The sequence below is a fragment of the uncultured Treponema sp. genome (genome assembly GCF_946187725.1).
Lineage (GTDB): Bacteria > Spirochaetota > Spirochaetia > Treponematales > Treponemataceae > Treponema_D.
In genome coordinates, this window is record NZ_CAMHSK010000013.1 from 33,146 (window position 1) to 45,436 (window position 12,291).

General features: G+C 41.5%; 10 protein-coding genes. 8 read left to right on the forward strand and 2 right to left on the reverse strand.

The window, feature by feature from the left end; genetic code table 11:
* The first annotated feature begins 20 nt into the window (after positions 1-20).
* From Q0Q74_RS14205 to Q0Q74_RS07045, 6 genes are all read left to right on the forward strand, one after another.
* Positions 21-626 carry a hypothetical protein gene (locus tag Q0Q74_RS14205; protein WP_367268332.1) on the forward strand — a complete coding sequence of 202 codons (606 nt, stop codon included), beginning with the start codon at positions 21-23 and terminating at the stop codon, positions 624-626.
* Positions 627-690: 64 nt separating this feature from the next.
* A complete protein-coding gene (locus Q0Q74_RS07025) occupies positions 691-2,103 on the forward strand; it encodes a PP2C family protein-serine/threonine phosphatase (protein WP_294429624.1) in 1,413 nt (470 codons plus the stop codon).
* Positions 2,104-2,112: 9 nt separating this feature from the next.
* Complete coding sequence (locus Q0Q74_RS07030) at positions 2,113-4,275, forward strand: PP2C family protein-serine/threonine phosphatase (protein WP_294429625.1); 2,163 nt, start codon at positions 2,113-2,115, stop codon at positions 4,273-4,275.
* 12 nt (positions 4,276-4,287) lie between these two features.
* Positions 4,288-4,614, forward strand: coding sequence for an STAS domain-containing protein (locus Q0Q74_RS07035; RefSeq protein WP_294429628.1), 327 nt, complete (start codon positions 4,288-4,290; stop codon positions 4,612-4,614).
* Between the two features lie 93 nt (positions 4,615-4,707).
* Complete coding sequence (locus tag Q0Q74_RS07040; RefSeq protein WP_294429630.1) at positions 4,708-5,544, forward strand: M15 family metallopeptidase; 837 nt, start codon at positions 4,708-4,710, stop codon at positions 5,542-5,544.
* A gap of 29 nt (positions 5,545-5,573) precedes the next feature.
* A complete protein-coding gene (locus tag Q0Q74_RS07045) occupies positions 5,574-6,611 on the forward strand; it encodes an AEC family transporter (RefSeq protein WP_294429632.1) in 1,038 nt (345 codons plus the stop codon).
* Here the strand turns inward: Q0Q74_RS07045 and Q0Q74_RS07050 are convergent.
* On the reverse strand, positions 6,603-6,971 hold the full coding sequence (locus Q0Q74_RS07050; RefSeq protein WP_294429633.1) for a hypothetical protein: 369 nt from the start codon (positions 6,969-6,971) through the stop codon (positions 6,603-6,605). The genes Q0Q74_RS07045 and Q0Q74_RS07050 overlap by 9 nt on opposite strands.
* A gap of 1 nt (position 6,972) precedes the next feature.
* Entirely contained in the window at positions 6,973-8,220 is a 1,248-nt protein-coding gene (locus Q0Q74_RS07055; protein ID WP_294429634.1) for a hypothetical protein, read from the reverse strand.
* Between the two features lie 197 nt (positions 8,221-8,417).
* Here Q0Q74_RS07055 and Q0Q74_RS07060 point away from each other — a divergent pair, with 197 nt between their 5' ends.
* Positions 8,418-10,859 (forward strand): putative glycoside hydrolase, encoded by a 2,442-nt coding sequence (locus tag Q0Q74_RS07060; protein WP_294429636.1) that lies wholly within the window; start codon positions 8,418-8,420, stop codon positions 10,857-10,859.
* A complete protein-coding gene (mnmE, locus tag Q0Q74_RS07065) occupies positions 10,860-12,281 on the forward strand; it encodes a tRNA uridine-5-carboxymethylaminomethyl(34) synthesis GTPase MnmE (RefSeq protein ID WP_294429637.1) in 1,422 nt (473 codons plus the stop codon). It begins immediately after the preceding gene.
* Positions 12,282-12,291: the final 10 nt, after the last annotated feature.

Sequence of the window (12,291 nt, forward strand, 5' to 3'; positions counted from 1 at the left end):
TTTATTTTTTAGAGGATTATATGAAACTTTATGTTGGCAACTTGAGCTACAACACTACTGAAGACACTTTGCGAGAGTGTTTTTCAAATTATGGTGATGTCGTTTCTGTTCAGATTATGAAAGACCGCTTTACGCAGCAGTCAAAAGGTTTTGCTTTTGTTGAAATGGCAACTGAAATCATGGGAGAGCGTGGAATTGGCGGCATGAACGGCAAGGAAGTAGACGGACGAAGAATCCGCGTAACTGTAGCTGTTGAAAAAGGATTCAGACCAGCTGGTGAACGAAAATTTTCTGATAAAGATGGATTCCGTCCAAGAAGAGGGCGTTTTAATCATGATGAGCGTGATGATTCTAATCGTGATGAATACAGAAAGTCTTCTTTCCACCGCGATGACACTTTCCGTCCAAGACATGGGGATTCAGAAAATCAGGATGATGAATACAGACCTGATCATTCTTACCGCGAAAGAGGGGAGAGAAGCGGTGAGGGCCGTGGAAGGTCAAATTTCCGAAGAAATGATTTCAGACGAGGCTCTTTTTCAAAAAGGGAGCGTGATTCTTCTTCTCGCCGTGATTTTGGCGGGGATTCTCGTTCTGAACAGAACATTCCAAGCAACGAATATTAGTCTTTTACCATTTAAATAGAGAAATCCGGTTTTTCTGCCGATAATATAGAGATAAGGGGGCTTTATGTACAAGACTCAAAGGCGCATTGCTTTGATTACAATAAACTTTATTGCTGCACTTGCGTTCATTTTTATTGCGATTAACCTTGCTCCGCAGACAAAATTGACGGACTACAAGACATATTCCAATCTTTTCCCAATTATTGTAACTTCCATTCTTTTTGCTATTCTGCTTTTTACGAGTGTTACGATTTTTGATCACGCACGCGGTAAAATTGAAAAAAAATCAATGAATTCTGGTGCGACTTTCTTCCTTACGAAATTCATCGACAGACTTCGTTTCTGCTATTCTCTTGAAGATTTTACGAACGCTGTTTCTGAAGTTCTAGAACTTGATGCGGATTGTTCTGTTCTTTATGTGGACCGAAATGCAAACTATATTCTATATAATAGTCCAAATAGATTCACAAATGATCCGAAAATCCTCACCAAACTGGATCTGAACTACGATGTTGCATGGCATGATCCGATTAACTTCATCGGTGACAATCTCGGTCTCGTAGAAAATCGAAATAAAGCCCGTGGATTTTTCTTTGCCAGTGACGGTGAGCATTTCTATGTTTTCAACCGCTACACTTATCTTTTCGATACAGAAATTTATGAAAAACTGTACGAGGAATTTGTTCGTTTCCAAAGCCGTTCACGAATCATTTCAAGCCTTTCTGAAATTTCTGAACTTTCAACAGAATGGCAGCAGCTTGCTGATGCTCAGCGCTCATTCATTCCTAAAAAACTCCCGGAAATCAAGAACATGAAGCTTGGTGCATATTTCCGCCCGCTCATCAATGTTTCTGGTGACTATTACACTGTTCTTCCGATTGATGAAAATAAAACCCTTCTTATGTTAGGCGATGTTTCTGGTAAAGGTCTTGCTGCGGCTCTCGTCATGGGCTTGGTTATCAATACCGTAAAAATCAAGGAAAATAAAGAAGATCTGGTCGGTATGATTATCGCGGTCGATGCGGCTATCAAAGGTATGCATCTTCAGGATAAATACACCGTTCTTTTCATTGGAATCGTTGACACTGAAAAAATGAAAATTACTTATGTAAACGCTTCAATGTCTGACCCGATTGTTGTTACCCGTTCTCCTGATGGATATCGAATCAAATCTCTTTCTTCAAACTGTTCCGTTGTTGGAATTATTCCTATTGAGCCGGGGGATGTTCAGGTTTCTGAGCAGCGTCTTTTCTCTGGCGATTTGATTATGATGGCTTCGGACGGTGTTTCTGAGGTAATGAACGCTGATAAAGTGGAGCTTGGTGATACAGAGCTGTTCACTGACACAATTAAGGCGAGTGCTTCAAAAGACCCTCAGGATTTCGTCAATGATATTGTCAATCTTGTTCTGAGTTACAATGCAGATACAAGGCTTCATGATGACTTGACTATGCTCGTCGCAAAAGTTCAAAGGTAGGTAGAATAGATGATTTACGCGTTAATTAATATTGCTTTTGCTCTATTTTTGACATGGCTCGCAATCTTTGTTGATGCAAAAACAGGCAATGAAGGAAAGAATCCGGCTATTTCGCTGAATGTTTATCTTGCGCTTGCCTGTGGTTCAATGGGCCTCACTCTTATTGCTGCTGTTGGTGCTCCAGAAAGGCTTGCAACATTTTTCGTAGATCTTACCTATATTCTTTTCGGAGTTTATTCAGTTAACTTATCTGCTTATTACATTTTCTATCCTGCTTTGGAAAAGAAATTCATCGCACAGGTACTTTCTCTTGCTGGTTCAATATGGTGTATTTGGGCGGTTTTCTTCCATTTTACAGGTGTTGTAATTACAAATTTCGTCGGAATCCGAATCGAGTCACGGTCTCTTTTCATGGATGATCTTGCCGTCATGTTCCCATACAACTGGCTGCAGTTATATAATGCTGTTGTTTTTGTATTCCTTCCGTTCTTTTCTGTCCTTTTTATGCTTCTTCGTGCAGAGAACCGTATCGGAAGGCTTGACCATCAGAAATCAATTCTTAATGCCCTTGCTCTTGTAGCGGCATGGTTTGCATTGGCATTTATCCATATCGCATACAGACGAGTTGCAATGTTCTCCGCACTTGTTCTTGTGCCTTTTGTTCTTGCGCAGTGGATTATCGCCCGGGCTACAATCGTTGACTTCCTTTATGACTTCTATTCAATACTTGGTTTCTTCCTTAAAGGTATCATCTGTTTTATCTTGCCGTCGAGCATAATCGGTTTCGGATTCGCGTTTTTGTGGTCACGAAGTTCTCATCACGGATTCTCGTTCTTCTTCTTCATGGCTCTCCTCATAACTGCCGTGGTTGCTGTTTCATACCAGATTTTGAAAGTCTTTAACAGGCGGTCAGGTTTCCGCTCATTGCGATATGCTGCCTTGTTCGAGGAAGACCTTTCAAAATTCGACTTTTCTGACGACCCAGAAAAAATTGTCCGAAACATGCAGTCAATTTTTACAAAAAACATTGGTATGTCTTTCATGCGTATCCTTGTTGATAATGGTAGTGAAGAAATTGAGTCTGTTTATGATTTGCCAGAAGAAAAGAAACTGACTTTCCCTACCAAAACTAAGTTTTTTGATACGCTCTTAAACCAGAATAAACGAATCCTCTTCCGAAGTGACCTTTCGACAAGTTATTATGCTCCGGAAATCCGTCAGGAAATATTCAAATTCTTCCATGACAGCGGTTCTGAAGCATTCATCATTTTGAACGAAGGCCGTCACATTCTTGGTGTCATTATTCTTGGTGTAAAAGCGGGTGATAACGTTTACACAAGTTATGACCGTGAGGTATTTACAAAGCTTTACTCATACTTCTTCGTATTCGGTTATTACATGAAGAACATCGGTAACGAATCTATTGTCGGTGTCGTAAACCGAGAAATTAAAATGTCTGCTCAGATTATCGAATCTATTCAGGGCAACATGGATCCAATCCGCAATAAGAGATATGATTCAGGCACAATGATGGTTCACGCGCATAACATCGGTGGTGAATTCATTGACTTAATTAAACTTTCTGAAGACCGTCATATTTTTGTAATGGGTGACCTTTCGGGTAAGGGTATTGCTGCTTCAATGAGCATGGTAATCGTTAAGTCCGTTATCCGAACATACCTTCAGGAAACAAAGGATTTTAAACTCCTTGTTGAAAAGGTAAATCAGTTCATCCGCTTCAATCTTCCGCGTGGTACATTCTTTGAGGGTGTTTTTGCCCTTATCGATTTCACAGAAAATACTGTCTACTATATTAACTGTGCTGTCCCAGCTTTGTTCCTCTACAACAGGGCTTACAATAACGTCATGGAAATTCAGGGTGAAGGTCATGTTTTGGGCTTCGTAAAAGATATTTCTCCGTACATTAAGGTCAAAAAAGTAAAACTTAATCCTGGCGATATTCTTTTTGCATGTACTGACGGTATGCTTGACTCAAAATCACTTCGTGGTGAACCATTCGGTAAAGACCGTTTGCAGAAATCAATCATTGAAAATACAACTCTTTCAGCACAGAGCATGATTGGTTCTTCTTACAATATGTTGCTCGACTTCCTTTCAAAGGAACTTGATGACGATGTAAGTATCTTTACTTTGAAAATGCTTAAAGCTTAACAGGAGATTTTTATGGAACAGCTTTCAATTGTTGAAAAAGAAGGTTCAAACTATATCATTTATGAAGTTTCAGGCGTAATGAACACTTATACGATTACTGAACTTGCAGAAAAACTTGATGAAAACATCAAAAAGTCAAATATCGTGGTTGACTTGGAGCGCGTTGAAGCAATTGATTCCGTTGGTGTCGGTCTTATGATGGCTACATTCAATGACGGCGAAGATTGCGGGCATCGTTTTTACATGATGAATCCGTCGGCCCCGGCCAGAATTGCGCTTGAAGAAACCGGTTTTTACGATGTTTTTGATATTATTCACGCAGTAACGGAAGTTCAGTAAACGAAAACTTGAAAATTGAAAGATTTTCTGGGGAAGCCTCCGTCTGCAGAGGCTTTTCCTCGTAATGCCCCAAGTTTGATTTACGAAAATATTATGAAAAAAGTTTTATTTGTCTTATTGTCTTCTGTTTTGTTTTTTTCCTGCAAAGAAAAAATTGCACTAGCTCAGACCAACAAGGCTCCGCAAAAATCGGTTGAGCCTGTTCAGCCTGCAAATCCTGAAATCGAAAAACTTAGAACTGTCCTTTCTTCGATGAGTGAGCGTTGTAAAAATGCCATTCCAAATGGAAATCCAGAAGAATTTCTTTCTGATTTGCATAAAGTTTTAGCAGCTGAAGAAAAACTTCACCGCAATGATGAACTTGATTTGCTTTATCTCATTGACAAAAAGCATAATGTCGGTTCTGATTATGTTCCAAAAGATTTAAAATCCGTAAAAAATAACGATTTGTGGAATGTAAGCCGGAATGACCTTTCACTTCGACCTGAAGGTTATGCTGCCTTGGAAAATCTTTCCCGTGCTGCCCTTGCTGACGGAATTAAATTGATGGTTTCTTCTACTTACCGCTCATATTCCTATCAGGACAGGCTTTTTAAGCGATATGTTTCCCAGGATGGCCTTGAGCTTGCTGAACGATATTCTGCACGCCCAGGAACCAGTCAGCATCAGCTTGGAACTGCCGTAGATTTCGGCTCAATCACTGATGACTGGGGCGATACTGAAATGGGGAAGTGGGTTTATAATCATGCCGCAGATTATGGCTGGAGTCTTTCTTTTCCCAAAGGCTATGAGGATGTAACCGGCTACATGTGGGAATGCTGGCATTTCCGCTACATTGGTGTGGAAGCCTGTGCTTTCCAGAAAAAGTGGTTCAGCAATGTTCAGCAGTTCATGCTTGAATTTATTGATAAATGGAAGCAAATTGAATAGGCTTCTTTACTGATTAAAATAAAAGAATTATGGAAGACGGACGATTTTTTATTGACAACCTGCTTTTCACAATGAACGCTGTCATGCCGATTGTGGCGGTGATTTCTGTCGGGTATTTTCTGAAACAAATACATCTTTTTGATGAAAAGTTTTTTCCGCTTTTGAATAAGCTTTGTTTCCGTTGTTGTCTTCCATGTCTGCTTTTTTTCAATGTTTATAATGTTGAGCAGATTTCGGATATTGCCGCTTATGGAAAGCTTTGTCTGTATGCCGTCGTCTCGATTTTGATTTTTTTTCTTCTGGCACTTGTTTTTGTTCATTTTTTTGTGAAAGATGCCTTGCAGAAAGGCGTTATGCTTCAATGTGCTTACCGCTCGAATTTTGCGATTATCGGGATTTCGCTTGCCATGTCGATTTCTTCGGGAGATCCACAGCCTGTCGTCGCCGCATCAATTCTTTCTTCCGTATCGATTCCGTTTTTTAATGTTCTTGCAATAATTGCACTTTCGATTTTTGTTGATGATGAAAATGGGAATCCTGCAAAAAAAATAAGCGTTTTTTCAATATTAAAGAAAATTGCGACGAATCCTCTTATTATTGGCGTTGCGACCGGCCTTTTCTGTCTTTTAATCAGACTTTTGATTCCGTATGGAAGTGACGGCGAAAAACTCTTTACAGTTAAAAAATCCCTGCCATTCGTTTACAAAGCGGTTTCAATGCTTGCTCAGTGCGCAAGTCCTGTTGCACTTATTGCTTTGGGCGGAAATTTTACTTTCAGCGCGGTTTCAAGGCTTAAACATAAGATTATTGTGGGGGTGCTTGCAAGAACCGTCATTTGTCCGGTTGTCTGCCTTTATTTTGCAGTAAAACTCGGTTTTTCTTCGATTGAATTTCCTGCCCTCATTGCTTTATATGGCACGCCGCTTGCAGTTTCTACCGTGCCAATGTCTGCTGAAATGGGAAGTGATGCGGAACTTGCAGGTCAGCTTGTCGTGTGGACAACTCTTGCCAGTGCATTCACCCTTTTTATCATAATTTTTATTTCGGCACAGCTTTCTTTAATTTGAAAAACCTAGCGGGTAGTCAAGCATTGCTCCTACGCCCCAAAGATAGCCGTTTTTGTTCTCAAAAAGCCAGAATTCATAGCCGTAACAGAAAATCGCATAGGTGTAGTAGCCGACATTTGTTCCGATTGGAACCGGCATCATCTTTTTTCGTTTGCTCGCTGCCAGGTTGTCATAGTGCTTGAAGTTAAAAAGTTCTTCAGCCGCTTTTTTCCCATCGGAATGTTCGTTGAAACAATAAAAAAAAGTGTAGAGTTCTCCGCCGCCCTTGAAGTTTATCGTAACAGGCACTTTTTCATACGCAAAGGCGAAAAGCGGAAAAATGAGAAAAATCAGCGAAAGAACAAATTTCCGGCATATCATGCTAATTTTTAATTCTGCTTGCAATTTCTGCTGCGAGTGCGATTTTCTGCTGTTTTGTAAGGTAAACTTCGTTTGAAAGACCTGCGAGCGGGGCAGTTGTGGCAGCAATCCAATAACGAGCATCATCGGCCTGCTTGTCCGGGATTCTGCTCTGTGCAAGAACTGGTGCAACTTGTGTTGAGCGGCTCAGTGCTTCCTGATTACTTGTGCTCAAAAGCTCCGGAAGAAGAATTCTTGTTTTTTCTGAAGAAGTGAGCGGAACTGCGAAATAGCTTTTTCCTGTAAAAACACGGGTGTTTGCCGGGTTTTCTGACGGAAAATAAATTGATGTATAGCGGGAAATTGTTTTCTGTGCAACCTGGCGGTGATTTTCAAATGACATGAAAAGAACGCTCGACAGGCGGCTTGAAGCGAATGCCTCAACATCATTGGTCTGGAAAGAGAAAACGCCTGGATGAATGAAGCCCGACTTGTACCATGATTTGAGCTGTTTTACTGTAGTTGCAAGCGGTGAATCAGGCTCGTCACAAAGCTGAATTGCTGTTCTCACAGGATTGAAATTCTTTTTATTATTTTTGAGGATTTGAACTGCATCGCCGTATGATGGTGCACCGTCAAGTGATTCTGCAAAAGCTCCGGCAAAATCAAGGAAATCATCGGGATTGCCGCCAGCGAAAACCATCGGTGCGTCCTGCTTGCGTTTTTGTTCCCTCATGAATTTTTCAACATCTTTCCATGTGTTGATTTGTTTTGTATTTGAATTTCGGAATTCTGCAAGATCAATGTCAACTTCATAATGGCTTGAAAGGAAAGGAAGAGCCTGAATTTTGCCGTCTTCCTGTTTGATAGCCGAACGCATTGATGAAGTCATGCCCTGAATAAAATCTGCCGGAACAGCCGACCTGAACGAAGCTTTGTCGATTGCTTCATCGACTGCAAAACCTGAAGTGGTGATTACAAGCGCCGGTTTTTTAGCAATCGGAACCTGTTCTTCGAGAGATTTGTCTGAGTTGTACTGAATGAATTCGACAGCAAATTTCTTTTCTTCTGCGATTTTCTTTATGGTCGCGGTGATTCCATGTCTCTGCACATCCTCAACTTTATAGAAGGCTACGGTGTATGTTCTTGATGGTGAAAAAATAATGAATAAAAGAACAGAAGCGATTATTAAAAAGGATGCCAGGGCAATTAAAAGCACTTTTTTGTTGATTTTAGTGTTTTTCTGATTTTTGCTGGATTTTTTTGACATGAATGACTCCTGAAATTAAAAGGCATGAAATCTTTTTTATTACGGCTGCTCGGAAAGCACATTCCTTCTTTGACAAGTGATTTTCGAACATATCTCTATTATCCACCAAAAAAAGTCTGAATTCAAGTGATGATTTTGTGAATTCGCGTCAAAAAAAATCCGATAACATAGATATGCGCATATTATTTTCGATTTTTTTGATTTTTTCTTTAAGCTCATGTATAGCTACGGCTCAAACCGAGGACACTTCAATCTACAGGCTGCCCGAAAACGGCCCGGAAAAGGCAGGGGAAGTATCTTCTGGCTTTATTCTTGCAGGAAGCGAGACTGGCCTTTATAAAATCAATGCGAGCAAAACGGCAATTCCTCTCTGGCAGGGTGGCAAGGTTTCAAAAATCGTGCGCGCGGAGGATCGGACAAATTCTAAAGTTCGATGGTATTTCCTTACATCAGAAGGAATTATCTCATCAGCTGATTTGAATGTATTTGATTTCAGGAATGAAGGGCTTCCATTTCTTACTATTAAACAGTGGGATGGCACGAAGACATTCTTCCTAAAGCAGCCGGCACAACTCAAAGATCTTGCCGTTCATCCGACAAATCCTGATATTCTCGTAACTGCAACAAAAGATGATGTCTACATTACTTATGACGGCGGAATGAACTGGAAATCAATAGGTTCAACTTCTGCAACAACCTCAGGAATCAAGGCAGTTGCCGTCTGTGACATGAGACGAATCGGAACGGAAAAACCGGCGGTCACAAACGCAGACGGAACTGTCACCCCGGCTGTTCCTCCTCAGACAGACCTTGTTGTTTTCATGGCACATACAATTTTCGGATTCTCATACTGCATGCCACTTGCAAAAAAAATCGCATGGAAAGACTGTAACGGCGGCTTTGAGAACATGAAGACTCAGACTTATCCTGATGAAATTTCTGACATCCTTCCTGTTGTTTTTTCTGATGCGAACGGCTTCCCTGTGACAGAAGTTTTCGTTTCGCAGAGCTACCTTCCTAGAATCTATCGATTTGACTGGTCAAAGGAAAGAGGAGAGCTTCTGTATGCAGGAAAAGAGCCTGTTGAAACGATTGACGCTCTTTTCTGGGATGGAACAAAACTTCTGTATACAAAGACTGGTGAAGTCGCAGCTTATAATCCGGCAACAAAAACTACTGATTCCCTTCCTGCCGAGTATGACCGATGGAAATCAGGCTTTAACTGTCTCGGAAACGACGACACTCTTTACAGTGCATGGATTCCAAATTCTGATGAGAAAAAAAGCGGCCTGACACTGGGGGAACTCTGGCTTTTGTATCCTGATGATGTGAACAACAAGTACGCTTCAAAGGCACTTGATAAGAAGGCAGTTTATGTTCAGGCTCACAAAGTCATGACGAAATCAGGAATCGAGCAGTATAAGAAAATCATTAAGGATAACAAACTCAATGCAATGGTCATCGACATGAAAGATGATTACGGCGGAATTCGCTTTGAAGCAAATGATCCGCTTATCCGCGAAAAAGGCTATATTTCAAAATACAGAATAGACATTGATACCTTTGTTCCAATGATGAAAGAGCAGGGAATTTATCTCATTGCGCGAATCGTCACTTTTAAGGACAAAAATCTTGCGAACTACGGAAAAAAACAGTACGCGGTCTGGGATAGAAGTCTTTCAAAACCGTGGATTGGAATTTCCGGCTACGAAAAAGTGAAGGATGAAGAAGGAAATGAAACCGGCGAGACAAAAACTCTCTATTATGATGAAAACTGGGTCGATCCTTATTCACCGGAAGTCTGGGAATATAATGTGCACATCGCTCAGGAATTGATTGCACGCGGATTTGATGAGATTCAGTTTGACTATATTCGTTTTCCGACAGACGGAAAGAACATGGCAAACGCCCAGTTCAGATGGAAAAGCGACGGAATGGACAAGGAAAGCGCTCTTGTTTCATTCCTCCGATATGCACGGGCAAATATTGATGCACCGATTGGAATCGACATCTACGGTGCAAACGGCTGGTACCGTTCAGGCACGCGAACCGGTCAGGATGTAGAGCTTCTTGCAGAATATGTTGATGTCGTCTGCCCGATGTTCTATCCGAGCCATTTTGAGCAGACCTTTTTGAGTTATGCGCCTGTGAGCGAACGGCCGTATCGTGTGTACTACTATGGAACATACCGAAACACCGTGATTGGCCGTAATAAGTTGATTATCAGACCGTGGGTTCAGGCCTTTTATCTGAATGTAAGCTATGACCGCGCATGGTATAATAAAAACTATGTAACGCAGCAGGTTTACGGCGTTCGTGACAGCGTGAACCGAGGCTATATGTATTGGAACGGAATGTGCCGTTACGATGACATTTCCCCTGATGTTGGCGATGAAAAGTATCCTGGACCGTCTTATGAGGCAGATTCAAGATACAGAAAACCTGCTCTTTCCGGCCCTTCAAAAAAGGACAGCATTCTTATGAATGATGACCAGACAAGAACCACACAGACTGTTGATGATACTGCGGCTTGGGATTCAATCCGTGAACAGGAAGTCCGTGACCGAAGTAAAGAAAAAAACAGTTTCCCTAAGTTGAGTGATATTACAAAACTTTGGGAAGCGTACTCGGAAAGTTAAATGACGAACTTAAAATATACGCCTGAAGAACCGATTGCAGCGATTGCAACTGCTTTAGCGCCTGGTGCGCTTGGAATCGTGCGTTGTTCAGGTAAAAACTGCATTGAACTATTCTCAAAAATCTTCTCAAGGCCAAAAGCCCTGCTTGAAGCAAACGGAAACACAATCGTTTACGGATGGGTTCAGAAAGTTAGCAGTGAGCAATTAGCAATTAGCAGTTGTGAAAGAATTGATGAGGTTCTTGTTTCTGTTTTCCGCGCTCCGAAGTCTTTTACTGGCGAAGATATGATTGAGATTTCATGTCACGGCGGGGTTCATGTCGTTCAGTCTGTCTATAATCTTCTATTAAATAGTGGATTCCGTGCGGCTGAAAGGGGAGAATTCACTTTCAGGGCTTACATCAATGGCAAAACTGATTTGACAAAAGCTGAGGCTGTTCGCGAGATAATCGATTCAAAAACGGATGCGGGGCAGAGCAGGGCTGCAGGAAGACTTGCCGGAAATCTTTACGCAACGATTGATGAAGTAAAAAAACATATCATTGATACTCTGGCGGCTATTGAGGTTGAAATTGAGTATCCTGAAGATGAGGAAACAATTGCGGATTCCTTTGATTCTTCTGAACTTAAAAAGGCCGAAAAAGTGCTTGAAGAACTTGCTGCTTCATGGAAGAGCGAGAAAATCTATCAGGACGGTGCGAGGGTTGTTCTTTGTGGCCGGACAAATGCCGGAAAATCATCACTTTTTAACGCCCTTCTCAAAGAAGACCGTGCGATTGTAAGCGATATTGAAGGCACGACCAGAGATTTTATCGAAAGCTGGATTGATTTTTCAGGAATTCCGGCAAGGCTTTTTGATACGGCAGGTTTACGGCAGACAGATGATGTTATTGAGGCTGTCGGAGTTGAGCGGACTCATGATTTAAGTGAGGAAGCTGACCTGATTCTTTACCTTGTCGATTCAAATGCCGGGCTGACAGAAGATGACAAGGCTTTCATAACTGAGCATGTAAGATTCGGTATGGATGAATCAAAAAAATCCATTCCGCTGATTCTTGTATGGAATAAATGCGATTTGAAGGGAGAGTCGGATTTGCCGTCGCTTTCTATCCCCCAGGTTCATATTGCCGCAAAAAAAGGAATAGGACTTGGAGAACTTAGTGAGGCTGTCCGCAAGGCTCTTTCAGCTGGTGAAAGCAGTGAGCGAAACATTACGGGGCTTGGCTCACAGCGTCAGAAAGACAGCGTTGAGCGGGCACTTGAAAGCGTGCGTCATGCACTGTTCTTAAGTGAAGATTACGCTCTTGATGCTGTTGTCCAGGATTTGGAAGATTCCCTTGATGCACTTGGTGAAGTTACCGGTGATGTAACGCCAGACGATGTGCTTGGATCAATTTTCGAGCATTTCTGTGTTGGAAAGTAGCTGAAAAATA

Bases quoted from the DNA above. Each gene is read 5' to 3' on its own strand.
- Q0Q74_RS14205 (WP_367268332.1), top strand. From the start codon at position 21: ATGAAACTTTATGTTGGCAACTTGAGCTACAACACTACTGAAGACACT.
- Q0Q74_RS07025 (WP_294429624.1), top strand. From the start codon at position 691: ATGTACAAGACTCAAAGGCGCATTGCTTTGATTACAATAAACTTTATT.
- Q0Q74_RS07030 (WP_294429625.1), top strand. From the start codon at position 2,113: ATGATTTACGCGTTAATTAATATTGCTTTTGCTCTATTTTTGACATGG.
- Q0Q74_RS07035 (WP_294429628.1), top strand. From the start codon at position 4,288: ATGGAACAGCTTTCAATTGTTGAAAAAGAAGGTTCAAACTATATCATT.
- Q0Q74_RS07040 (WP_294429630.1), top strand. From the start codon at position 4,708: ATGAAAAAAGTTTTATTTGTCTTATTGTCTTCTGTTTTGTTTTTTTCC.
- Q0Q74_RS07045 (WP_294429632.1), top strand. From the start codon at position 5,574: ATGGAAGACGGACGATTTTTTATTGACAACCTGCTTTTCACAATGAAC.
- Q0Q74_RS07050 (WP_294429633.1), bottom strand. From the start codon at position 6,971: ATGATATGCCGGAAATTTGTTCTTTCGCTGATTTTTCTCATTTTTCCG.
- Q0Q74_RS07055 (WP_294429634.1), bottom strand. From the start codon at position 8,220: ATGTCAAAAAAATCCAGCAAAAATCAGAAAAACACTAAAATCAACAAA.
- mnmE (WP_294429637.1), top strand. From the start codon at position 10,860: ATGACGAACTTAAAATATACGCCTGAAGAACCGATTGCAGCGATTGCA.